22 protein-coding genes are annotated in these 25466 nt (G+C 41.5%); 17 read left to right on the top strand and 5 right to left on the bottom strand.

Annotation, left to right across the window (positions count from 1 at the left end; translation table 11 throughout):
- Positions 1-18: 18 nt before the first annotated feature.
- The 8 genes from BABA_RS09635 to BABA_RS09600 all read left to right on the top strand — a co-directional run bounded on the left by BABA_RS09635 (position 19) and on the right by BABA_RS09600 (position 8786).
- A complete protein-coding gene (locus BABA_RS09635) occupies positions 19-1884 on the top strand; it encodes a methylmalonyl-CoA mutase subunit beta (RefSeq protein WP_007084982.1) in 1866 nt (621 codons plus the stop codon).
- A complete protein-coding gene (gene scpA / locus BABA_RS09630; RefSeq protein WP_007084981.1) occupies positions 1865-4063 on the top strand; it encodes a methylmalonyl-CoA mutase in 2199 nt (732 codons plus the stop codon). Before BABA_RS09635 ends, scpA begins: the two co-directional genes overlap by 20 nt.
- Complete coding sequence (gene meaB, locus BABA_RS09625) at positions 4064-5182, top strand: methylmalonyl Co-A mutase-associated GTPase MeaB (RefSeq protein WP_007084980.1); 1119 nt, start codon at positions 4064-4066, stop codon at positions 5180-5182.
- 99 nt (positions 5183-5281) lie between these two features.
- A complete protein-coding gene (locus BABA_RS09620) occupies positions 5282-5719 on the top strand; it encodes a BrxA/BrxB family bacilliredoxin (RefSeq protein ID WP_007084979.1) in 438 nt (145 codons plus the stop codon).
- 223 nt (positions 5720-5942) lie between these two features.
- The gene (locus BABA_RS09615; RefSeq protein WP_007084978.1) at positions 5943-6725 is read left to right on the top strand and encodes a transporter substrate-binding domain-containing protein; all 783 of its coding nucleotides are present in this window, start codon (positions 5943-5945) and stop codon (positions 6723-6725) included.
- A gap of 68 nt (positions 6726-6793) precedes the next feature.
- A complete protein-coding gene (locus tag BABA_RS09610) occupies positions 6794-7453 on the top strand; it encodes an amino acid ABC transporter permease (RefSeq protein ID WP_007084977.1) in 660 nt (219 codons plus the stop codon).
- Entirely contained in the window at positions 7446-8168 is a 723-nt protein-coding gene (locus BABA_RS09605; RefSeq protein ID WP_007084976.1) for an amino acid ABC transporter ATP-binding protein, read from the top strand. Before BABA_RS09610 ends, BABA_RS09605 begins: the two co-directional genes overlap by 8 nt.
- 105 nt (positions 8169-8273) lie before the next feature.
- Positions 8274-8786, top strand: coding sequence for a L,D-transpeptidase (locus BABA_RS09600; protein ID WP_007084975.1), 513 nt, complete (start codon positions 8274-8276; stop codon positions 8784-8786).
- 47 nt (positions 8787-8833) lie between these two features.
- On the opposite strand, the gene prli42 is transcribed toward BABA_RS09600, so the two are convergent.
- Complete coding sequence (gene prli42, locus BABA_RS27270) at positions 8834-8929, bottom strand: stressosome-associated protein Prli42 (protein ID WP_211214170.1); 96 nt, start codon at positions 8927-8929, stop codon at positions 8834-8836.
- A gap of 158 nt (positions 8930-9087) precedes the next feature.
- Here prli42 and mce point away from each other — a divergent pair, with 158 nt between their 5' ends.
- The 4 genes from mce to BABA_RS09580 all read left to right on the top strand — a co-directional run bounded on the left by mce (position 9088) and on the right by BABA_RS09580 (position 13658).
- Positions 9088-9501, top strand: coding sequence for a methylmalonyl-CoA epimerase (gene mce, locus BABA_RS09595; protein WP_007084974.1), 414 nt, complete (start codon positions 9088-9090; stop codon positions 9499-9501).
- Position 9502: 1 nt separating this feature from the next.
- Positions 9503-11053: an acyl-CoA carboxylase subunit beta gene (locus BABA_RS09590; RefSeq protein ID WP_007084973.1), complete on the top strand. Its 1551-nt coding sequence runs from the start codon at positions 9503-9505 to the stop codon at positions 11051-11053.
- Between the two features lie 124 nt (positions 11054-11177).
- Positions 11178-12299, top strand: a complete 1122-nt coding sequence (locus BABA_RS09585; RefSeq protein WP_007084972.1) for a tripeptidase T — start codon at positions 11178-11180, stop codon at positions 12297-12299.
- An 81-nt stretch (positions 12300-12380) separates the two neighbouring features.
- Positions 12381-13658 (top strand): DNA polymerase IV, encoded by a 1278-nt coding sequence (locus BABA_RS09580; RefSeq protein ID WP_040345837.1) that lies wholly within the window; start codon positions 12381-12383, stop codon positions 13656-13658.
- 44 nt (positions 13659-13702) lie between these two features.
- Here the strand turns inward: BABA_RS09580 and zwf are convergent, their stop codons facing one another.
- The gene (gene zwf / locus BABA_RS09575; RefSeq protein ID WP_051186032.1) at positions 13703-15169 is read right to left on the bottom strand and encodes a glucose-6-phosphate dehydrogenase; all 1467 of its coding nucleotides are present in this window, start codon (positions 15167-15169) and stop codon (positions 13703-13705) included.
- Positions 15170-15395: 226 nt separating this feature from the next.
- On the opposite strand from zwf, the gene rnz reads away from it, so the two are divergent.
- The gene (rnz, locus tag BABA_RS09570) at positions 15396-16319 is read left to right on the top strand and encodes a ribonuclease Z (protein ID WP_007084969.1); all 924 of its coding nucleotides are present in this window, start codon (positions 15396-15398) and stop codon (positions 16317-16319) included.
- Between the two features lie 89 nt (positions 16320-16408).
- On the top strand, positions 16409-16681 hold the full coding sequence (locus BABA_RS09565) for a hypothetical protein (protein WP_007084968.1): 273 nt from the start codon (positions 16409-16411) through the stop codon (positions 16679-16681).
- Positions 16682-16769: 88 nt separating this feature from the next.
- Here the strand turns inward: BABA_RS09565 and namA are convergent, their stop codons facing one another.
- The 3 genes from namA to proC all read right to left on the bottom strand — a co-directional run bounded on the left by namA (position 16770) and on the right by proC (position 19923).
- Positions 16770-17789 (bottom strand): NADPH dehydrogenase NamA, encoded by a 1020-nt coding sequence (gene namA / locus BABA_RS09560; RefSeq protein WP_007084967.1) that lies wholly within the window; start codon positions 17787-17789, stop codon positions 16770-16772.
- Positions 17790-18184: 395 nt separating this feature from the next.
- A complete protein-coding gene (locus BABA_RS09555; RefSeq protein WP_235749630.1) occupies positions 18185-19015 on the bottom strand; it encodes a glycosyltransferase family 2 protein in 831 nt (276 codons plus the stop codon).
- Positions 19016-19080: 65 nt separating this feature from the next.
- Positions 19081-19923: a pyrroline-5-carboxylate reductase gene (proC, locus tag BABA_RS09550; RefSeq protein WP_040345834.1), complete on the bottom strand. Its 843-nt coding sequence runs from the start codon at positions 19921-19923 to the stop codon at positions 19081-19083.
- 431 nt (positions 19924-20354) lie between these two features.
- Between proC and BABA_RS09545 the strand changes: the two genes are divergently transcribed.
- From BABA_RS09545 to BABA_RS09535, 3 genes are all read left to right on the top strand, one after another.
- Positions 20355-21317, top strand: a complete 963-nt coding sequence (locus tag BABA_RS09545) for an MBL fold metallo-hydrolase (protein WP_007084965.1) — start codon at positions 20355-20357, stop codon at positions 21315-21317.
- 33 nt (positions 21318-21350) lie between these two features.
- Positions 21351-22148, top strand: a complete 798-nt coding sequence (locus BABA_RS09540; protein WP_007084964.1) for an SDR family NAD(P)-dependent oxidoreductase — start codon at positions 21351-21353, stop codon at positions 22146-22148.
- A 123-nt stretch (positions 22149-22271) separates the two neighbouring features.
- On the top strand, positions 22272-25439 hold the full coding sequence (locus BABA_RS09535; protein ID WP_007084963.1) for a DEAD/DEAH box helicase: 3168 nt from the start codon (positions 22272-22274) through the stop codon (positions 25437-25439).
- Positions 25440-25466: the final 27 nt, after the last annotated feature.

Raw genomic sequence — 25466 nt, 5'->3', positions numbered from 1 at the left:
GAAAGGGGGATGAGAAGTATGGAAAAAATAAAAAGTCAGTCGTTTGCTTTAAAAACAATAGATGAATGGAAGGAAAAAGCTGAGGCTTCTCTTAAAGGAAAAACGGTTGAATCATTACAAACTACTACATATGAAAAGGTTGTTTTGAAACCGCTTTATACCAAAGCAGATGAGCAGCCGGCCGCAGAATTTCCATGTGGTTCCGATTTTCGAAGAGGGATTTCACCGCTTGGTTATCGGACAAATGAATGGAAGGCAGCACAGCGTATTTCCTACCAATCGACTGAAGAATTGACAGAGAAACTCCATCAATCGTTTGAAAAAGGTCAATCTGCTATTTCTTTTGATGTGAAGAAGGTCTTGTTTAAAGGGGAAGAAATCCTTGTAAACATACTGGGGGATTCCTATCGGGAATACCCATTTGCTATCAACGCCAAAGAATTACAAACGGCATTTCTTACGGCAGCAGATAGATTGGAAAAGCATAACCAAATGAGTGGATATATCGGTGCCGATCCAATTGCTCTGTTTACTGAACAAGGTCTTATTTCTAAAGAATTCTTCAATGAATGGGTTAAGAACATTCAAAAGACTAGTGGAAAATTCCCAAACTTACGGACAGTTCTAATTGATACAGTTCCTTATCATAATGGAGGGGCAAATGCTGTTCAAGAGCTAGGAATATCCATAGCCGAAGGGGTATATTATCTTGAAAAGCTTCGGGAAACCGACATGGAACTGGATGAAATTTTAGCGAAAATGGTCTTCCAATTCTCTATTGGCAGCAACTATTTCATGGAGATAGCCAAATTACGCGCAGCAAGAGTACTGTGGAACCGAATTACCGAACTTTTTGGTGCGAAAGATGAAGTACGGGGAATGATGATTGCCGCAGAAACCTCTACTTTCACTAAGACTGTACATGACCCGCATGTAAACTTACTTCGAGCGGGGAATGAAGCATTTGCTGCTGTAATTGGAGGCGTCCAATATTTACATGTAAGTCCTTTCGATGAACAAACTGGTACAACGCCGTTATCGGAGAGGATTGCAAGAAATATCCAACTTCTTTTAAAAGAGGAAGCGCATTTGAAAAAGGTAATCGACCCTGCAGGCGGTTCTTGGTATATAGAAGAACTTACAAACCAGCTAGCTGAAAAGGCGTGGTCATTCTTTCAACAAATCGAAGCCAGGGGCGGTATGATTGAAGTGTTAAATTCCAATTGGCTGCAGCAGGAAATTACCGATGTCTATGAAAAAAGGAATCTTGACATACAGACAAGAAAGCAAAGCATTGTCGGCACAAATGTCTATGCGAATTTAGATGAAACGTTACCCCATAAACTACTTTTGAAGGAAAAATCCCTTTTTTCTGGTGGAGAAAAAATTGATGCCATTTCCGCAAGAAGATTGGCTGAACCATTTGAGGAATTGCGCAGTAAAGCAAAGATTCTGGAAGAAAAATTGGGTTCTGCGCCAGCTGTCGGCATGATTTGTCTAGGAGAATTAAAACAACATAAATCAAGACTTGATTTTATGAAGGGCTTTTTCGCTTCAGGCGGAATTAAAACTATAGAAAGCAACCCTATTTTATCAGTAGAAGATGCTAGACAATTTATTGCACAACAACCTGTTAAATACCTTTGTCTATGCGGTACCAATGACCAATATGAAACAATTGGTCATGAAATCCTAAAGGGATTGACGTCAGAATTTCATGAGCAGATTTTTTACTTAGCTGGACTACCTGAAAAAGAAAAACAAATCCGTTTGACAAATGAAGGCATTAAGCAGTTTATTCATATTAAAAGTAACTGCTATGAGACTATTTCGACAATCTTAGCCGACCTGGAGGTGAACACCATTGAAAAAACAAAAGCCTGATTTTCAAAACATATCTTTATTTGATGAGCAGAAATTCATTACTAAGGAAGAATGGCAGGAAAAAGTAAAACAGGAAATTGATACGTCTATTGATGACTTACTGTTTGAAACAAATGAGCAAATTTATTTGAAACCGCTTTATTCAAAAGAAGACCGGGATGGACTTGAGCATCTTGATAATCTTCCTGGGCTACCTCCTTTTACAAGAGGGCCATATCCAACCATGTATGTGAATCGTCCATGGACGGTAAGGCAGTATGCTGGGTTTTCAACTGCTGAGGAAAGCAATGCCTTTTACCGCCGCAATCTAGCAATGGGGCAAAAGGGATTATCGGTTGCCTTTGATTTGGCTACCCATCGCGGCTATGACTCCGATCATCCACGGGTGGTTGGGGATGTTGGTAAAGCAGGTGTTGCGATTGACTCAATCCTTGATATGAAGACACTTTTTAATGGGATTCCCTTAGACAAAATGTCCGTTTCAATGACCATGAACGGAGCTGTTTTGCCAATCCTGGCATTCTTTATCGTGACGGCTGAGGAACAAGGTGTAAGTCAAGAGAAATTATCTGGAACCATCCAAAATGATATTTTAAAAGAATATATGGTGCGTAATACCTACATTTATCCGCCGGAAATGTCGATGAAGATTATTGCTGATATCTTTGAATACACTTCCAAATACATGCCAAAGTTTAATAGCATTAGTATTTCCGGCTATCATATGCAGGAGGCTGGCGCACCTGCTGATATAGAATTGGCTTATACCTTAGCTGATGGGTTGGAATATGTAAGGACTGGCCTTAAAGCGGGAATTGAAATTGATTCCTTCGCGCCAAGGCTGTCGTTTTTCTGGGCGATTGGGATGAATTACTTTATGGAAGTCGCCAAAATGCGGGCGGCACGATTGATTTGGGCTAAAATGATGAAGACATTCAATCCTAAGAACGAAAAGTCATTGGCCTTACGCACTCATTCACAAACATCTGGCTGGAGTTTAACGGAACAGGATCCATTTAATAATGTCACAAGGACACTTATCGAGGCACATGCGGCAGCAATGGGTCATACACAATCCCTGCATACAAATGCATTAGATGAAGCGATTGCACTGCCGACAGACTTTTCGGCACGAATTGCTCGAAACACACAGTTATTTTTACAAGAAGAAACGGGAATCACCAACGTTATTGACCCATGGGCAGGCTCCTATTATGTAGAAAAGCTGACGGATGAATTAGTTCAAAGAGCATGGACACATATTGAAGAAATTGAGGGTCTTGGGGGAATGGCAAAGGCAATTGAAACAGGCCTGCCGAAAATGAGGATTGAAGAGGCGGCCGCAAGAAGACAGGCCCAAATTGATTCCGGGAAGGAAACGATTATCGGTGTTAATCGTTATCGTCTTGAAAAAGAAGAAGCGATAGATATTTTAGATATTGATAATACTGCTGTCCGTTTAAAACAAATTGAAAACCTAAACGAATTAAAGACCGCCCGCGATGATGGAAAAGTAGAAGAGGCGCTTAGTGCATTAACGAAAGCGGCGGAAACAGGGGAGCAAAATTTATTAGAGCTAGCGGTTCAAGCTGCAAGAGTAAGGGCAACGCTAGGAGAAATTTCTGATGCAATTGAGCATGTTGCCAGCAGACATAAAGCGGTTATCCGTTCGATTAGCGGTGTTTATAGTACCTCCTTTAGCAATGAAGAAGAGATCTTAGCAGTGCAAAAAATGACGGATGAATTTCTGGAAAATGAAGGAAGAAGGCCGCGGATTCTGATAGCGAAAATGGGGCAGGATGGTCATGATCGCGGGGCAAAGATAATTGCCACTGCTTTCGCTGATCTTGGGTTTGATGTGGATATCGGCCCGTTGTTCCAGACACCGGAAGAAACTGCAAGGCAGGCAATTGAAAACGATGTCCATGTAATTGGGTTTAGTTCGCTTGCGGCGGGACATAAAACATTATTGCCGCAGCTTGTGGGTGAATTAAAAAAATTAGGACGGGAAGATATTTTGGTTGTTATCGGTGGTGTTATTCCGGCCCAGGATTATCAATTTTTGTATGAGCAAGGTGCCTCAGCCATCTTTGGCCCGGGAACGATTATTCCCGTATCTGCACAAAAAGTAATCAAGGAAATTTATAAACAACTTGGTTATGAGGAAGTGGCACAATAGATGAACACGGATCATAAACCGGAATGGAGCGACCCAAATAACCCTGGAAGCTGTTCGAGCAGTGTAAGAAAGGGAAAGGAGCTTGAGGGGCAAGCGGCTGCCATTCAAAAAAATATCCGCTTTCAAAAACGCAGGTCTGTTGAGCCTACTGTTGAAGAACTCTATGCGGGGGTCATAAAAGGGGATAGGGGAATTCTGGCAAGGGCGATTACGCTAGTCGAGAGCAATGCCGAGCAGCATTTTCAAAAGGCGCAACAATTGCTGCAAAAGCTCCTTCACAATAGTGGAAATTCGATTCGGATAGGCATCACCGGAGTACCTGGAGCCGGTAAAAGCACCTTTATTGAGGAGTTTGGTACCTATCTTTGCAGCTTAGGACATCAAGTGGCCGTGTTAGCCATAGATCCAAGCTCCAGTATAAGCGGCGGCAGTATTCTTGGGGATAAAACCAGGATGGAACACTTGTCAAGAAACCCAAGAGCCTTTATTCGTCCTTCTCCAACAGCGGGAAAACTTGGCGGGGTTCATCGTAAAACAAAAGAGGCTATGTTACTTTGCGAGGCAGCCGGTTTTGATGTGATTCTAATCGAAACGGTTGGCGTTGGCCAGAGTGAGGTTATTATTCGTGATATGGTAGATTTTTTCATGCTGCTAGTACTGACAGGTGCCGGTGATGAGCTCCAGGGGATGAAAAAAGGTATTATGGAATTAGCTGATGCCATTCTCGTTCATAAAGCAGATGGAGAGAATAAGCCAAAAGCAGAGCAGACTAGGAAAGAGTATAATCGAATCCTCCATTTTTTACTGCCCGCAACAAAAGGCTGGGCAACAAAGGCGTATACCTGCTCATCCATGACACATGAAGGAATCAGTGAAATTTGGGATGTCATCCAATCGTTCGAACAAACGGGTAAAAGGTCAGGGGTATTTGAAAATAGAAGAAAAGCCCAGTCGCGGGAATGGCTATATTCAATGATTACTGATCAGCTTCAATTCTATTTTTATCATCATAAGGGTGTTAAACATGAACTGCCAAAATTGGAAAATGAGGTAATCGCGGGCAATACCACTGTTGCGACTGCTGTTGAAACATTATTCCAAACTTTTTTAAACGAATGAGCTGCCGTTATCGGCAGTTTTTTAGATTGGAAAAAACGCATTTTTACTGTTATGATGTAGTTATATCGTTATATACATAAGATGAAGGAGTGATTTTTTATGAGCATGGATTTTAATTTTTTCATGAATGATGTGGTTAACCAGGCACGTCAAGAAATTGCGTCAGCTGGGTATAAAGAACTGAAAACACCTACAGACGTAGAAGAGGCATTGTCTCAAAAAGGAACCACATTAGTCATGATTAATTCTGTTTGCGGCTGCGCCGGCGGTGTGGCAAGACCTGCGGCAGCACATGCCGTTCATTATGATAAACGACCTGATCATCTAGTTACCGTTTTTGCCGGACAGGATAAAGAAGCAACGGAAACAGCGCGAAGCTATTTCACCGGTTATCCGCCATCCTCTCCTTCCTTTGCCCTATTAAAGGACGGCAAAATTTGCTCCATGGTGGAAAGACATCAAATCGAAGGCTTTGATCCTGCGACAGTCGTTTCAAAACTGCAAAAGGAATTTGATGAACACTGCGAAGAATTTTAATTGTAGCAAAGGGTCAATCTCCCAACGGAGATTGACCTTTTATTATGGAAAAAATTACATTTAAAAAATATAAATGAGTTTTTAAAAATATATTTGCATAATTATTAGTATGTGTTAAAATACATTACATTGAATAATTATTAATAAAACAATCTATTATTCTTGAAAATTTTAATATTAATGAAGTATTTTAATTTTCAGATAAGTTATAGGAGGAAAACAAATGAAAAAGGCAATTATTTTATTAGTAACAATGATGATGACCGTAGGCATCCTTGCGGCATGCGGTACAGGTGAAAAGGCAAATAAGAAAAGCGGAGATAAGAAGGAATTAGTGATGGCAACATCTGCCGACTACCCGCCATTTGAATATGTGGAAACAGGAAAAAGTGATGAAATTATTGGTTTTGATGTGGATCTAGCTAAAACAATCGCTAGTAAATTAGGATACAAGGTGACTGTAAAAGATATGGATTTCGGCGGCTTAGTACAATCGTTGAAATCAGGACAAGCGGATTTTGTATTAGCGGGAATGACACCAACGGAAAAAAGAAAGAAAAATGTTGATTTCAGTGATATCTATTATACAGCCCAGCATTTAGTTGTTTCTAAAAAGGACAGCGGGATTGAAACGATTGAAGATTTAAAAGGTAAAACGGTTGGCGTACAGCTTGGTTCGATTCAAGAAGGAAAGGCTGAGGAAATCAATAAACAAGTTCCCATTAAAATTGAAAACCGCAACCGTATTCCAGACCTAATCCAAGAAATTAAATCAGGCCGCTTTGATGCAGCTATTATTGAGGATACGGTTGCCAAAGGTTATTTTGAAAAAGAAAAGGAATTTAAAGGTTTTACATTAAGTGATGACCCAGAAGAAGCAGGCTCTGCGATTGCTTTCCAAAAAAATAGTGATTTAACAGCGAAGTTTAACAAAGAGTTAAAGAAAATGAAGGAAAACGGTGAGCTGCAAAAATTGGTTGTAAAGTGGTTCGGCGGGGAACAATAGATCTAGATTTACTAGAGACGTTCGATTTTGAACGTCTCTCCATTTTTGATAGAGAGGACGGACGATGAATGAACTTAGATTTTACTCAATTCATTCCCTCCATGCCATATATTTTAAAAGGTATTTTAGTTACCCTTCAAATTGTGCTATTAGCAGGGATATTAGGGTTTGCGCTTGGAATTATTTTATCATTATTTAAAATTAGCTCGATAAAAATTCTTAGTTGGTTTGCAGATGTGTATACCTCTATTTTTCGCGGAACACCGCTTGTTTTGCAATTAATGCTGATTTATTATGGCTCACCACAGGTGCTTGGTTATCAAATTGAACCATATACAGCGGCCATATTATCGTTTGCGCTAAACTCCGGAGCCTATATTTCTGAAATTATTCGTGCCGGAATTCTTGCCGTTGATAAAGGACAGCAGGAAGCAGCAATGGCATTAGGAGTGCCATATGGAAAAATGATGTGGGATATTATCCTGCCTCAGGCACTAAAAAACATCCTTCCTGCCTTGATGAACGAATTCATCACGTTAACAAAAGAATCTGCCATTGTCACAACCATTGGGGTTATGGATATCATGCGCCGGTCTTATCAAGTTGGGGCAGAAAATTACTCCTTTTTTGAACCATTATTAATAGCCGGATTAATCTATTATCTAATGGTCATTACCTTAACCTTCTTAGGAAAAGCGCTTGAAGGGAGAATGAGACGCAGTGATTAAGATTGAGAACTTATATAAGAATTATGGCAAGCTTGAAGTTTTAAAGGGAATATCCACTTCTATTAAAACGGGAGAGGTTGTAGCGATCATTGGCCCTTCAGGCTCGGGGAAATCTACTTTCCTGCGTTGTCTGAACCTGCTTGAAGAACCGACAAACGGGAAGATTTGGATAGGCGATAACGATGTAACAGATAAAAAAACAAACATCCTTAAGGTGAGGCAAAGTGTGGGTATGGTATTTCAACACTTTCATTTGTTTCCCCACAAAACGGTGTTACAGAATCTAACCTATGCACCAATGAAGGTAAAAGGCTTGTCGAAGGATCAAGCAGAAAAGATTGCCTTCAAATTATTAGAACAAGTTGGGCTGTTAGAAAAAGCGAATGAATATCCAACCAGATTGTCTGGAGGACAAAAGCAGCGGGTGGCGATTGCCCGGGCATTAGCGATGGAACCTAAAGTTATGCTTTTCGACGAACCAACCTCTGCACTTGATCCGGAAATGGTAAAAGAGGTTTTAGAGGTAATGAAATCACTTGCCCATACAGGGATGACGATGGCGATTGTGACACATGAAATGGGCTTTGCGAGAGAAGTTGCTGACAGGGTCTTGTTTCTTGATGGCGGGGTACTGGTTGAAGATGCACCGCCAAGTCAATTCTTTGCCAATCCAAAAAGCCAGCGTGCCCAGGATTTCCTGCAAAAAATGCTTTAATAGTAATTTGATGAAGATGGTCTTATGATCATCTTTTTTTTATACCATTAGGAATAAAAGCCTGGTAAGTGATGAAAACTATGGTAAAAAAGGGTGGTGGCTCCATTGATCAAACTTCTATCGCCGATCCTGATTTCTTTTTTTATTTCACCCCTTTGGCCTTTAGGGCTGAATCCTATGCCTGGTGATCCATTTGTCATTATCAACAAAACGAAAAATGAACTGGCCTTTATTAATGAAAATAAAGTTCAAACCGTCGTGAGTGTTGGTACGGGTAAAACGCAAGAATTAACTCCGGAAGGACTCTTTACGATTACAGTAAAAGCAAAAGATCCCTATTTTCGCAGAGGAAACATTCCTGGAGGAGACCCAAAAAATCCGTTAGGAGCCAGGTGGATTGGCTTTGATGCATTGGGGACTGATGGCAGAACCTATGGGATTCACGGGACAAATCAGCCGGCATCGATTGGAAGATATGTCTCACAGGGATGTATTCGCAGCCAAAATGAAGTAATTTCCTCTCTCTTTCCATTAATCCCTTTAGGGACAAAAATATTAGTCATTTCATCAAAAAAATCATTTGAGAATTTAGCACACGAAAATGGAGCGATTAAATAATGGAAAAGGGACTGTTCACAGTTGAACAGTCCCTTATTATATGTTTGCTATAATAATGACCCAATTCCAATTAGGAGAGTTGAAGCAAGCATGGCGACCAGCATTAAATAAACAATAATTTTTCTCGTTTTCTTATTTTTCAAAAATAGAACCTCCCTGACTATAGGCTTTACATACATTGTACTAGGAAAAGCCCAAATGGACAACGGAACTACTTAGCAATTTTGGGAAGGATTTATGAACTTTTTACCGAATACAATAATTGTCGAATAAATTTTAATAATGGAACAGAGGGGTATACATGATTAAAAAGGTCGACCATATTGGAATTGCAGTGAGATCGTTGGAGGAAACACTTCCTTTTTATACTGATGTGTTAAAGCTGACGTTATTGGGGATTGAAGAGGTTGCTAGCCAAAAGGTAAAGGTTGCTTTTTTGCAAGCAGGTGAAACGAAGCTAGAACTACTAGAGCCGACATCAGCGGAAAGTACAATTGCCGCATTTATTGAAAAACGTGGCGAGGGGATCCACCACGTGGCCCTTGGGGTTACATCGATTGGAGATAGAATCGCGGAAATGAAAGAAAATGGAATCCGTATGATTGATGAACAGCCAAGACCCGGTGCAGGAGGGGCAGCTATTGCTTTCATGCATCCAAAATCAGCATCTGGTGTATTATTCGAGCTTTGTGAGAAGAAAGGGATGAAGGGGTAAAATGATAGACATCTATGAAAAATTAAATGAATTATATGATAAGCGCAGAGAAGTGGAACTCGGCGGCGGAGATGAGCGAATCGAGAAACAGCATGATAAAGGAAAACTGACGGCAAGAGAGAGAATCGAACTGTTAGTGGACAAAGGCACGTTTGTTGAATTGAATCCGTTTATTGAACACCGGACGAATGATTTTGGTCTTGATGAACAAAAGGGACCCGGAGATGGGGTTGTAACAGGGTACGGGAAAGTAAATGGCCGGCCTATCTATTTATTCTCGCAGGACTTTACTGTTTTTGGTGGGGCATTAGGGGAAATGCATGCAAAGAAAATCGCCAATGTTATGGATTTAGCAGCAAAAAATGGCAAGCCATTTGTCGGCCTAAATGACTCAGGCGGAGCCCGGATTCAAGAAGGGGTTGTTTCCCTTGATGGCTACGGTCATATTTTTTACCGAAATGCCATTTATTCCGGTGTGATTCCGCAAATATCAGTCATTATGGGTCCGTGTGCCGGGGGAGCCGTTTATTCACCGGCGATTACCGATTTTGTGTTTATGGTCGAAAAAACAAGCCAAATGTTTATTACCGGCCCAAAAGTGATTGAAACTGTGACAGGGGAAAAGATTTCGGCTGAAGATCTGGGCGGGGCAAACGTCCATAACTCCATTAGCGGAAATGCCCATTTCCAAGCAGAATCAGAGGCCGAGGTTTTAGAAAATGTTCGCAGGCTTTTAAGCTATCTGCCGCAAAATAATGAAGAAAAGCCGCCAAGACATAAGGTTGAAGACGAAAATGATTATCGTCCGGATTTAACAGATGTGATCCCATTTGATGCAGTTAGACCGTATGATGTGCGAAAAGTAATTGAACAGGTAACAGATGCTGACTCATTTATGGAAATTCAAAAGAATTTTGCGAAGAATATTGTTGTTGGTTTTGCGAGAATGAAAGGTGAAACAGTTGGGCTTGTGTGTAATCAGCCAAAGGTAATGGCGGGCGGATTGGATATTGATTCATCCGATAAGGCAGCTAGATTTATCCGTACTTGTGATTCTTTTAATATCCCAATTATCACATTTGAAGATGTAACCGGATTCTTTCCAGGTATTAAGCAGGAACATGGGGGAATCATCCGCCATGGGGCGAAGATTTTATTCGCTTACTCAGAAGCAACGGTGCCGAAGCTAACGGTTATTTTACGAAAGGCCTATGGGGGTGCATATGTAGCCCTGAATAGTAAGTCGATTGGTGCCGACCTAGTGTTTGCTTGGCCAAATGCGGAAATTGCTGTTATGGGGCCGCAAGGGGCAGCGAATATTATATTTGCAAAGGAAATTAACAATAGTGAAAATCCTGAACAGACAAGGCAGCAGAAAATTGATGAATACCGGGAAAAGTTTGCGAATCCCTATGTGGCAGCAAGCAGAGGCATGGTCGATGATGTAATTGATCCGCGGGAAACAAGAATTAAAATTATTCAAGCATTGGAAATGCTGCGGAATAAAAAAGAAATAAGACCTTATAAAAAGCACGGAAATATCCCGCTTTAAATTGAATCCCCATGTCTTTCATTTGATGAGTTCAAATAGAAAGAGGTATACTGATATAGGAAAGCGGAAGCGCCTTGGCGCTTCCGCTAGACAATAGTTATACATAAATTGGAGGGTCAATCAAATGGTGAATCAAGAACGTCTTTTGAATGAATTTTTAGAACTTGTGCAAATTGACTCAGAAACGAAATATGAGACTGAAATTGCCAAGGTATTAAAGCAAAAATTTACCGATTTAGGTCTCGATGTTTTTGAAGATGATACAACGGCTATTACCGGCCATGGAGCTGGAAACTTAGTTTGTACACTTCCTGCAACGAAAGAGGGAGTAGATCCAATTTATTTTTCCTGCCATATGGATACCGTAACACCAGCAAAAGGAGTTAAACCGTCAATTAAAGACGGCTATGTTGTGACCGATGGTACAACGATTTTAGGTGCAGATGATAAGACAGGTATTTCGGTTATGCTTGAAACCATCCGTCTTTTAAAAGAAAACAATCTTCCGCACGGCTTAATTCAATTTGTAATCTCTGTAGGTGAAGAGTCCGGTTTGCATGGTGCAAAAGCGATGGATCCATCATTACTGAAAGCGAAATATGGTTATGCCCTTGATAGTGATGGTTTAGTTGGTAATGTGGTTGTTGCTGCTCCAACACAAGCGAAGGTTGCAGCTGTTATTTACGGCAAAACAGCCCATGCGGGTGTTGCACCTGAAAAAGGCGTTTCAGCCATTACGATTGCAGCTAAATCCATCGCAAGGATGCCGCTCGGCAGAATTGACCATGAGACGACTGCAAATATTGGCAGATTCGCAGGTGGGCAGGCTACTAATATCGTGTGCGACCGCGTCGATATTTTAGCTGAAGCACGTTCACTTATTCCAGAAAAAATGGATGCACAGGTCAGCAAAATGAAAGAAGCATTTGAGACGGTTGCGGCAGAAATGGGCGGTCGTGCCGAAGTAGATGTGGAAATCATGTATCCAGGCTTTAAATTTGGCGAGGGCGACCATGTAGTTGAAGTTGCCCGCAAAGCAGCAGCCAAAATTGGCCGCAGTTGTGAATTACAGCATAGCGGCGGCGGCAGTGACGCCAATGTATTTAATGGTTTTAACATCCCAACTGTAAACCTTGCAGTCGGCTATGAAGAAATCCACACGACAAACGAACGCATGCCGCTTGAAGAATTATACAAACTCGCAGAAATGACCATTGCGGTTATCGACGAAGTGACTAATCAATAATTGCAGCTTGAAGAGGGAGAGCCATTGGTTCTCCTTTTTGTTATAATTATGGGGAATAAATGTTTTAAGGATGTGTTCGGCGTGAAGGAAATGTATCCGAAGAACGGACGAGTCATTTTACATGTGGATATGAATAGTTTTTATGCTTCAGTTGAAATGGCTTATGACCCGACACTGAAGGGCAAACCGCTGGCCATTGCTGGGAATGTTGAAGAGCGGAGAGGGATTATCGTTACCTGCAGCTATGAAGCAAGGAAGTTTGGTGTCAAAACAACGATGCCACTGTGGGAAGCGAAAAAGCTTTGTCCCCAGTTAATTGTGAAAAGTCCTAATTTTGAACGATACAGGTCGGCATCGATGGGCATGTTTGAAATTCTTAGAAACTATACCGCGCTCGTTGAACCTGTTTCAATTGATGAGGGCTATCTGGATATTACTGAAAGCTTTGAATTTGGCAGTCCGATTGAAATCGCCGAAAGTATTCAAAAGCGAGTTTTTGAGCAGCTTGATCTTCCTTGCAGCATCGGTATTGCCCCCAATAAATTTTTAGCTAAAATGGCGTCTGATATGAAGAAGCCAATGGGGATTACCATCCTCCGTAAGCGAGATATCCCAAATCAGCTTTGGCCATTGAACACGAATGAAATGCATGGGGTTGGAAAAAAGACTGCGGAGAAATTGACAACGATAGGCATTCATACAATAGGTGATTTAGCAAAAGGAAATGATATCCAGCTTAAGTCTCTCCTCGGTATAAATGGAATTCGGATAAAAGAACGGGCGAATGGGGTTGATCACCGGCCAGTTGACCCTGAATCGATTGAGGAGTTTAAAAGTATAGGCAATTCCACAACCCTGCCAAGAGATATTAGCAATCAACAAGAACTTTTTCATGTACTGGAATCATTGGCAGAAACGGTTTCAGTAAGGCTGAAGCGGAAAAATGTTCTGGCATCTGCGTTGGCCATTACCATCCGTTATAAAGATCGGAAGACGCTCACCAGAAGTAAAAAACTTCCGAATCCTATTCATCACAAAGAAGATGTTGCCGCGTTTGCCAAACAGCTTTTTCTAAAATCCTGGAATGGCGACTCAATTCGGTTATTGGGGATTACTGGAAATGATTTAGTTGATCAGGATCATGCATACAAACAGTTAGATTTGTTTTCTTACGAGAAGGATGCAAAAAAAGAACCGTTGCTTAAGACGCTCTCCAGCCTTCGAGATAAGTATGGGAAAAATATTATTGATAATGCAGGATCCCATAATGTTGATCCTAATCATAAAATTGGAACCGGGACGAGTTTTAATAAAGATTTTCTGCGCACATTTCCTGATAAACATAAAGATAATGACTAAAAAGCTCCACTTTGCTATACGAACAAAGTGGAGCTTTCGCCATACTACTTACAAATATCTACTTCTAAACCTGTTACAGGCCACCAGAATCTGCCGTCTTTTTCTAACAGCTCATCTGCTTCCTTAGGTCCCATTGACCCGGCCTCATAATTAGGAAAGTCTGCTTTTGCATTTTTCCATGCTTCCGAGATTTTATCGACAAAAGCCCAAGAATAGGCGACTTCCTCCCAATGGGTGAAATTGGTGGCATCGCCGCGCATGCAATCGTAGAGCAGCTTTTCATATCCCTCAGGTGTGTTCATCGCATGAACCCCTGTATTAGCGAAGCTTAATTTCACCTCTTGAGCATCTAAATGTCCTCCTGCCTTTTTGGCATTCAGATGCAGGGTAATTCCTTCCTCCGGTTGAATATGAATCACGAGCAGGTTCGGATTAAGCAATTTGTCCGTTTGATAATATAAATTCATCGGGATATCTTTAAATTGAACAACAATTTTTGTCGATTTTGCAGCCATTCTTTTTCCGGTACGGATATAAAAAGGAACACCAGCCCAGCGGAAATTATCGATCATGATTTTGCCGGCAACGAAGGTTTCGGTATTCGATTCTTTGTCCACCATTATTTCATCACGGTACTTCGGTACTTGCTTTTCATCGATTGTTCCCTCGCCATATTGCCCACGAACGAAATAGTTATTTACATCATCACCTTCAACCATTCGTAAAGCCCGAAACACTCTTACTTTTTCAGAACGAATTTCATCGGTTGTCAGTTTGATGGGCGGTTCCATCGCAAGCAGCGCCACCATTTGCATCATATGATTTTGCAGCATATCTCGTAAGGCACCGCTCGTTTCGTAATACCTTCCGCGTTCTTCGACTCCGAGAGTTTCACTGGAGGTAATTTGGATATTCGAGATATACCGGTTATTCCAAAGCGGTTCGAAAATGGCATTGGCAAAACGAATGACTTCAATGTTTCGAACCATTTCTTTCCCCAAATAATGGTCAATTCGGTAAACTTCTTTTTCTAAAAAAGCACTTCTAATTTGCTTGTTTAATTCTTTGGCAGACTCTAAATCGTGCCCAAATGGTTTTTCAATCACAAGTCGTTTATAGCCTTTTACATCGGTTAATCCGTCCGATTTTAGATGTAAGGCAATCGGACCAAAAAATTCTGGCGCCATTGCTAGATAAAAGATACGGTTTCCCTCAAGCTGATAATTATCATCAATCTTGTCAGCAAATTTTCTTAAAGTTATGTATGAGCTAGAATCCGCTACATCATGTGATTGATAATAAAAATGGGAAACAAATTCATCAAGATTATCCTTATTCCCTAAAGCAGATACAACCGATTCCCTGACTGATTGTTGGAACTCTTCATTCGTAAGAGTTCTTCTTGCCACACCAATCACCGCAAATTTATCTAGCTTGTTTTTCGAAAATAAACGGTAAAGGGAAGGAAATAACTTTCGTTTTGCTAAATCACCGGTTGCCCCAAAAATCATAATTAACGAAGTCATGTTTTGCTCCACGTATTTGAACCCCTCTTCTTAAAGCCTGATTACTCAGTAAATAGTTTCATCAAGTATTAAATTTATCTCTTTCGTCTAGGATTCGCAAATAGTTTGTTTTGCATGTAACCATTTATTTGTATTAAAGAGATTCTGAGCGTGGTTTGTGATATATTAACACTATTGAATAATGGTGCGGAAATGAAAGGAGCTACCTATTGTGGATATTTTCTTCTTAGGAACGGGAGCGGGAATGCCAGCAAAGCTTCGCAATGTGACATCAATTGCGCTTAAATTGCTGGAGGAGCGGGGGGCTGTTTGGCTAGTTGATGCCGGAGAGGCTACCCAGCATCAAATTTTACATACATCCATCAAACCACGGCGGATTGAAAAGATTTTTATAACCCATTTGCACGGTGATCATATTTATGGTCTGCCCGGTCTTTTATCAAGCCGTTCTTTTCAAGGCGGTGAATCAGAGGTAACGGTATATGGGCCAAAAGGGATTAAGGAATATATTCACGTAAGTCTTTCTTTGAGTCAGACTTATTTAAAATATCAGTTGACGGTCATTGAAATAGAAGAGGGTATTATTTTTGAAGATGAGCAGTTTATTGTGGAAACTCGCCTGCTAGAACATGGCATCCCTTCGTATGGTTATCGAATTGTTGAAAAGGATCGCCCGGGGACATTGCTTGCTGATAAGCTTATGGAGGCTGGAGTACAGCCGGGGCCGATTTTTCGCAAAATAAAAAATGGAGAAACAGTTACACTTGAAGATGGTCGGGTGATTGAACCAGGTGAGTTTTTGGGACCTGTGCAAAAGGGACGGATTATTACGATTCTGGGGGATACAAGATATTGCGAAAATGCGCTGCTGTTGGCGAAAAATGCTGATCTTTTGATCCATGAAGCTACCTTCTCCAAAGGAGAAGAAAAGCTGGCGTACGATTATTTTCATTCGACCACCCATCAGGCTGCAGACATTGCTTTACGTGCCGGAAGTAAGCAACTGTGTTTAACCCATATAAGTTCCCGCTACGATCGAAATGACTGGCGTGAATTGGTTAAGGAAGCAAAGGAGATATTTTCGAATACAGAAATCGCGGAGGATTTTAAAGAAATTACTATTCCTCTTAAATAGGAAATGAAGTTGTCGGATTTTGGTAACAATTGTGCAGGATTTTTACAACTTGTTATATGCTATAATTTCATAAAGGAGATGATGCGCAGGTGACCGATAGAGAACTATTGGAAGGCATATTTTCAGAGTTGAAAGAGGTAAGAAAAGATACTGACAGCTTATATTCAGAGTTGAAAGAGGTAAGGAAAGATCTTGATCGAATAGAAAAAGAGGTAAGGAAAGATATTGAAGGATTAGATAAAAAGGTTGAAGTTCAAACTGAAATACTTATGACATTCAAGTATGATATTGATTTTATCAATGAAAAACAAGCTAAGCAGGATTTAAAAATTAATAGAATTAGCAAACAATTAGAAGTCTAAGAAATAAAGGGCTTCTTTTTTCTTTTCTTGGAAAAATAAAAAGCCACATAAAAGCAGCTTTTTATCCGTTTGCAATATTCACATATGATTATATCCAGCCGCGCTCATATTGCTTTGGTGCTTCGATGTTAACACCAAGTTCTTTTGCTGCTATCCTTGGCCAATAGGGATCACGCAACAATTCACGAGCTAAAAAGACTAGATCCGCTCTGTCATTTTGTAAAATTTCCTCAGCCTGGATGGGAGAAGTAATTAACCCTACAGCACCTGTTGCAATGGTAGCACCATTCTTAAGCGTTTCCGAATATTTTACCTGATATCCCGGATAAACATGAATACTAGCCGGGACAACCGATCCTGAGCTGACATCAATTAAATCGACTCCTTGCTCTTTCATCCACTTGGCAAATACTATGTAATCTTCTGGGGTTAATCCTTCTTCATGATAATCATGGGCAGAAACCCTGACAAATAATGGGCCGTCCCAAACCGTTTTTACCGCATCAATGATCTCACGGAGGATCCGGTAACGATTTTCTTTGCTTCCACCGTATTCATCGCTTCTTTTATTGGATAGTGGTGAAAGAAATTCGTTCAGCAAATATCCATGTGCACCGTGAAGCTCTATTACATCAAAATCAGCTTTGGCAGCACGTTCGGCGCCTTTTCTAAAGGCCTGGACTGTTTCAGCGATATCTGCTTTTGTCATTTCTTTAGGTGTTTTAGATTTTTCATTAAAGGCAATAGCAGTTGGGGCAATAATTTCACCTTCTAAAACGGCTTTCCGGCCGGCGTGGGCGAGTTGAATCCCTGTCTTGGCACCATGCTCCTTCATCAGATTCACGATCTCTTTCAAGCCTTCAATATGTTCATCACTCCAAATGCCTAAATCCTGAGGTGAAATTCGGCCTTGTGGTGTTACCGCTGTTGCCTCAACAATAATCAAGCCGACCTGACCGACTGCTCTCGTTGTGTAATGGGTACGATGCCAGTTTTGGATGTGTCCGTCTTTATTATGGCTTGAATACATGCACATGGGTGCCATCACGATTCTGTTTTTAAAGGTAACCCCCTTAATGGTATAGGGAGTAAATAATTTTGCTGCCATTTGAGAATCCCTCCTTTTCATTCATAAACCACTATTAGTATAGCAAATGGCGGAAAAATAATGTGATGTACTGCTTTACTCCTCTTTGTCTCGCAGCTCACTTAAACGGTAAGTGGTGCCCCTCCAGACAATTCCACCGCGCTTAAAGGTAAGGAAACTTGCCCTAATAATGGAATAAATAAATAGTAGCGCTGTAATTGGTAAAACAAGAAAAAGCGCAGGGGAGAAAACTGTCATTCGCTTGATAATTAGACAGTAAAGAATACCGCTGGTAACGATATTCCCCAGGCTTAAGAGGACAATCATTTTATTTCCGGAAAAAATGGTCAGAAACGGAAGGACATTCGTGACAAAGACACCGAAAATAGAAAAGAATATCATACTGATCCGATAATTTAATCCTGCAAATGTATTTTTTCAAGCCCGACAAAGGCCTCTTTCAAGCTTCCGTACCATTCCACTTCGATTAAATGAAGTGCGGTGACAATTCGCTGCTGGAAGCCAGCCCTTTTCATTTTCATCCCGAGCTGCAAATCATCATCAGGCCTCATTTTAATTTTTTCATGTGTGCCAAACGATTCATACGCTGCTTTCGAAACAAGATTGAACGCTCCAATCCCTGTTCCAATCTTTGATTTTGGATTGTTTGCCATCCACGGACGCTTAAAATAGGAAAATCCAAAAAGAAAAAAAGCAACAAATGACTTCAGCCAAAAACGGTTGGCATTTAAATTGGGGGCTGCCGTTAAAAGGTCGAGCTGGTGTTTTTCAAAGTAATGCAGCGCCTTTGCGAATGCCTCCTTTTCAAATCTTACATCGGCATCGGTAAACAATAACCATTTTCCTGAAGCGTGAAGACTTCCCTTATATAAGGCGTGATTCTTACCAAGCCATCCTTCTGGTAACTCATTGATATGAAGTACATTTATGCGCGGATCTCTTTCCTGTAATTCGTTCATTATTTTTCCGGTGTCATCACTGGAACGGTCATTAACAAGGATCCATTCGACATGTTGATAGGTTTGCTTTAATTGACTAAGCACACTTGTTTTGATTTGCTTTTCTTCATTTCGTGCTGCCACGATTACCGATAGCAAGGGCCCTGGCTTGAGTTCCGCTTCTTTTTCAAGAATGTCTAAATTCCGAAAACCAAGCAGTGCATCAGTGAGAAGAACAAGCCATACAAGAATGCCTAATGAGAATAATATAATTAGAATGTTTTCCATGTACCCAGCCCTTTTATTGACATCATATGTCTAGTGTAAGGTAAAGTGGAACAAACATACCAGCTTTATGATGGTTTTCCAACCTTAAGTTGCGAACAAAGGGCATTTCCCATCTTTTTCGATTGAGCCGTAGCTGCTTGAATACAAGAAATAAATGCTTGCTGCACCCCGTGTTCCTCCAGAACCTTGACCCCTGCTTCCGTTGTTCCACCAGGGCTTGTCACTTCCCGACGTAATTGTTCAGGTGATTTGGAGGAGTGTTTCACCATTTCTGCGGCACCAATTAAAGTTTGGACAATGAGTTCTTGTGCCATTTCCTTTTCAAGGCCAATTTCGGCGGCACTATTTTCCATCGCCTCAATTAGATAATAAATATAGGCTGGCCCGCTTCCAGACAGCCCTGTAACTGCATCAAGCTGTTCCTCCTCAACAAACCTTGCTAATCCCACGGTTGCAAAGAGCTGTTTCGTTGTTTCGTGCTGCTTATCAGTGACGCGGCTATTTATGGCAATAGCGGTCGCCGATTTTCCAACCGCTGCCGAGGTATTAGGCATTGCCCTGGCAATTGATAGTGATTTTTCCGCCAGTGATTCAATTGTATTCATTGAAACCCCCGCTAAAACGGAAACCACTAGCATTTGCTCGGTTAAGTGATGACGAATGGTCATGATTGCTCTGTCCGCATCTTTTGGTTTCATCGCCAACATAACCACATCAGCATCGTCAAAAAGCGTATCTAAATCATAGGTACTGCTAATGCCATATCGCTCTTTAAGACTCTCCAACCTTTTTTCATTTGAATTATTGGTCACCCAAATATTTTTTCGATCAATTAAATGATCTTCAAGAATACCGGAAATAAGTGCTTCAGCCATCGAACCTGCGCCAACAATTGCAATTTTTTTCATTACATTTCCTCCCTTTTCCATACAAAAAGACCCTTCATCCATAAAGGACGAAAGGTCTAGCTTCCGCGGTACCACCTTCATTTACCCTAGTTGAATGTTCAATAAGGGTTCACTCGTTTCCCGATAACGTGGGATGACGTTAGGTTTTCCTAAGTGCTCATAAGGTAGGTTCAATGATTAAGAGGGCGGTGAAGTCTTTCAGCCGTCGAACTCCACTCTCTTTCGCCATGTCTCATTTACTGGCCTTACTCATCGCTTTTTAACGAATCAAATTTTACTAGTGATTATCCTTGAAAGACAGCCTGTCTGTCAAGTAGTAAATAGTATGAATTTTTTATTTTTTCCAAAAAGTTATGCGAGAATAATGACATTTGGTGAAAAAATCGCTACACTATATTTACTTGGATTTTTAATAGGTAAGGAGTTTTGATATGGCAGAATGGAAAGACGGAATTGCTAAGATTACTTTACCGACGCCTTTTGCAGTTGGTGATGTAAATGCCTTTTTGATTAAAGGGGAGCGCTTAACGCTTGTAGATGCGGGAGTGAAAACGGATGAATGCTGGAATTCACTTGTAGGGCAGATGGCTGAATTACAATTAACACCAAATGATATTGAACAAGTGGTGCTTACCCATCACCATCCTGATCACGCTGGGATGCTTGACTTTTTTCCGGATTCAGTAGAAGTGTACGGCCATCCGCTGAATGAACGCTGGATTCATCCCACAGAGGAATTCTTTCAAATACAAGAAGAATTTTTTAAAGTGAACTTTCAGGAGTTTGGACTGCCTGCGGAATTTATTCCATTACTTTCTAAGCTCAGAAAAACACTGAAATATACGTGTAATCGCTCATTGACCGGACATCTCCTTGAGGGGATGAGGCCCCCAGGGTTGAGCGACTGGCAAGTAATTGAAACACCGGGTCATGCCCAAGGTCATATTGCGCTTTTCCGAAAAAAGGACGGGGTCTTAATTGGCGGCGATCTCATCCTTGCACATATTTCACCGAATCCGTTGATAGAGCCTCCGGCACCCGGTGAAACAGAAAGACCCAAATCACAGTTACAGCTTAATGATTCAATGAGGAAACTTTTGTTTTATCCGATTCAATGTGTCTATACCGGGCATGGTGAGGAGGTTTATCAGTTAGAGGAACTGATTAAAAAAAGACTTTCGCGGCAGCATGAGCGGGCAATGACGGTTAATAAATGGCTGAAAGAAGAGCAGCTTACCGTATTTGAAATTTGCAAACGTCTTTTTCCTACGGTTTATCAGCGTGAGCCAATGTTGACCATTTCAGAAACAGTTGCCCAGCTTGACTATTTAGCCTCTATCGGGGAAATTAGTAGTAGTAATAGTCAGCCCGTTCTCTTTCAAGCTAAATTGTAATCGTGCGGGCACAGGCTCTGATGAGGTGTTAGGATGGTAAGGGAACAATTAAAAGGGAAAAATATTGTGATTACCGGGGCATCCGGCGGAATCGGGGCGGAAATTGCCAAGCTTTGTGCGGCAAGCGGGGCTAATCTGATTCTGCTGGCCCGAAGCTTCGATAAGCTTGAACAGCTGCAATCTGAGCTGCAGCAAAAGTATCAGGTGAAGGTGGATGTTTTTAAGCTGGATGTTTCAGATACTAATCAGGTACAGGTGGTTTTTCAGCAGATTTTTGATACAATCGGAGACATTGATATCCTTGTAAATAATGCTGGCTTTGGTGTATTTCGTGAAGCCCATGAAGCTTCAATCGATGAAATAAAAGGGATGTTTGAAGTCAATGTGGTAGGGCTGATGGCATGTACCAGCATGGTTTTACCCAAGATGCGTTCTCGTCGTTTTGGCCATATTATCAATATTGCCTCACAGGCTGGAAAGATTGCTACGCCAAAATCGAGTGTTTATTCTGCAACGAAGCATGCCGTTCTAGGGTATTCAAATGCACTGCGAATGGAGCTTAGTGATTACAATGTGCAGGTGACTTCCGTGAATCCCGGGCCGATTGCGACTAATTTTTTCAACATTGCCGATGAAAAAGGTACGTATGTCAAAAGTGTGCAGCGGTTCATGCTCCAGCCGGAATTTGTCGCAGGTAAGGTTGTCGACAGCATGCTGACAAAAACGCGGGAAATCAATCTGCCGCGCTGGATGAACATGGGAAGCGTCGTTTACGTTCTTTTTCCACGGTTATTTGAGCGAATTGGCAAACGGATGCTTAATTCTAAGTAAATGGAAAGCTGCCTGGTCATGGCAGCTTTTTGTATGGGTGTTCGATAAAAATGGTATAATTGATTATTCCAAAATAAGTGACATGAACGGTGCGATAGCATCCTCGGAAAGGGAGCCAGTCATTTGAATATCAGATTAAATCAAAAAATGATTAAAGAATTGTGCGGGACTGTCTCCTTCAAACGAGGTGAGGCATTTTACCGTGCGAATAAAGTAACCTTTGAAAAATACAATCCTAATCGATGTGAAGCAATAGTATCGGGAACAGAGGATTTCCAGGTAGTGATCGAAAGGAAGGGTGAAGATGGATTTCAATCCAGGTGCAGTTGCCCTAAGCTTGCTTCATTTCAAAAGGACTGTCAGCATATTGCCGCGGTTTTGTTAGCAATTGACGATTATCAACGAAAAGGAACGATTCCACCGGGCGCCAGTTCTAGCACTATAAACGATGAGCCGGATTTGGCTGGAGGTTTGCTAAACATCTTCAATAATCAGCTAAAACGCTCAAGCGGGCATCAGCTTCATTTTGAAAATAGGCAAGTGCTTGATGCGGAGTTTATCATCAAACCCGTTCTAGAATCCAGCATGTTTGGAATCGAATTATGCATCGGACAAACGAAGGTGGAAAACATCAGGCGTTTTCTAGAGGCTGTGAACCAGGGGCATTCAAGCGACGTTTTGTACGATCCAAGCCTTCACTGCTTCCAAAAAGAGGCTGATACCGTGATTCAGCATCTTATTCAGGTGGTTCATGATGATCAGAATCCATCAGATTCCACCGATACGGAGCTGCTACTGATTCCTCCGTCTTCCTGGAAACAACTTCAGGCTTTGCTTACTAAGGTACCATTGGTGAAGCTGGAATTTGACGGTCATATGGTTGACGGACTGTCTATAACAGATGAGCTGCCACCTCTACAATTTGATTTTACTGAGGCGGAAAGTAACGGCTATTTGTTAAAAGTTAAAGGGCTATCCCGGATGATTTTATTAGATTCATATGATTCTGTATTATCAGCTGGAAAAATCATCAGAATGAAAACCGAGGATTGTCAGCGGTTGGCGGATGTTAAACAGATGCTTGATGCTTCAGGAACGAATCAAATTTTCATTCCCCAAGAGCAGATCCAGCATTTTTTTGAAAAAGTGATTCCGGGTTTAAAAAAATTGGGATACGTCCAATTATCCAATACACTTGCAAGAGAATTTATGAGAACACCGCTGATAGCCAAACTTTACTTGGATCGGGTCAAAAATCGATTGCTTGCCGGTCTGGAGTTTCATTATGAAAATATTATCGTCAACCCTTTGGAGGATCGAGGTATTATTGTAGGCGCTAGGATTATTAGAGATGAAGAGAAGGAAAACGAAATTCTGCAGCTGATGGAGGAAAGTTCGTTCACCAAAACCGAAGGCGGCTATTTTTTACACAATGAGGAATTGGAATATGAATTTCTAACCCATGTTGTCCCGAAGCTGCAAAAGCTGGTGCAAATTTATGCGACGACAGCGGTGCGTAACCGAATTTTCCGCGGAAATACCCCTCCGTCATTTAGAGTGAGACTAAAAAGGGAACGGACGAATTGGCTGGAATTTAAGTTCGAACTTGATGGGATTCCACAGCAGCAAATCAAAGAGGTTCTAGCGGCACTTGAGGAAAAGCGAAAATATTATCGTCTGCGGAACGGCTCGCTCCTCTCGTTAGAATCCAAAGAGTTTGGAGAAATCCAACGTTTTCTAAATGGGATTTCAGTGGAAAATAAAAATCTAGAAAATGGCTTCGAGATCTCGATTTTACAGGGGCTTCCGTTGCTTGATTCACTTGATGAAAGTCACGTGCTTATAGTGGAGGACTCATTCCGGCAATTTCTTGATAATCTCCGCCATCCGGAGAGTTTGCAGTTTGAGGTGCCGGTAAGTTTGGAGTCCGTTTTGCGTGATTATCAAAAACGCGGTTATCAATGGCTGAAGACACTGGCTCACTACGGGTTTGGCGGCATTCTTGCTGATGACATGGGGCTAGGGAAGACACTGCAGAGTATTGCGTTTATTTTATCAGAGCTTGCTGTCATCCGCGAAAAGAAGCAGCCAGTTCTAGTTGTCTGTCCGTCCTCTTTATCTTATAACTGGCTAAGTGAAATAATGAAATTTGCCCCGGAAATTGAAGCTGTTGTTGTGGATGGCAATCATGATGAACGGGTTCAGATCCAGAAAGAGGCCATGGGGATGGATGTGATCATCACCTCTTATCCGTTACTACGGCGAGATATTAAGTGGTATGAGAAACAAACCTTTCACACGGTCTTTTTTGATGAGGCACAAGCCTTTAAAAACCCATTGACACAAACCGCCCGGGCAGTAAAAAGACTTAAAGCCGATTTCCGCTTCGCGCTTACAGGGACGCCTGTGGAGAATTCTTCGGAAGAGCTCTGGTCTATTTTTCACGTTGTATTTCCCGAACTATTTAAGGGATTAAAGGAATTTAGCAATCTTACAAGGAAGAAGATTGCACGAAGAGTCCGCCCCTTCTTGCTGCGGAGGATGAAGAAGGATGTGGCTTCCGAGCTTCCGGAAAAATTGGAATTTGTCGAGATAGCTGAGCTGCTTCCGGAGCAAAAGAGGCTGTACGCTGCTTATTTGGCTAAGCTCAGGGAAGATACACTGAAGCACCTAGATAAAGATACGATTCGGAAAAATAGGATCAAAATCCTTGCTGGTTTGACAAGGTTACGGCAAATTTGTTGTCATCCGGTATTGTTTGTGGAGGGGTACAAAGGCGGCTCCGCAAAATTTGACATGCTGCTAAGAATCATAGAGGAATCCAGGCTTTCCGGACGGAGGGTGCTGATTTTTTCCCAGTTTACGAAAATGCTTGAGCTGATTGGGAGAAATTTAGCGCTAAAAGGGCTTCCATTCTTCTATCTGGATGGCGGGACTCCTTCTGAGAAACGATTGGAGATTTGTCAGCGATTTAATGAAGGAGAACGTGACTTTTTCTTGATCTCTTTAAAGGCTGGAGGGACAGGGCTTAATTTGACGGGAGCGGATACGGTGATTTTGTATGACATCTGGTGGAATCCTGCCGTTGAGGAGCAGGCTGCTGATCGGGCGCACCGCATCGGCCAGAAAAATGTCGTCCAGGTTATCAAGCTGATCACCCGCGGTACCATTGAAGAGAAAATCAGCGAACTCCAAGACAAAAAGAGGCATTTGATTGAGGAAATTATTGATTCCGAGGAGCGAAGTAGTTCTGCTTTGACGGAAGATGATATTATGGAAATCTTATCTTAAAAATATTCATGAGGACAGTTTGTTTAA

It is taken from the genome of Neobacillus bataviensis LMG 21833 (genome assembly GCF_000307875.1).
Lineage (GTDB): Bacteria > Bacillota > Bacilli > Bacillales > Cytobacillaceae > Neobacillus > Neobacillus bataviensis.
This window is presented reverse-complemented; position numbering and strand designations above follow the sequence as displayed.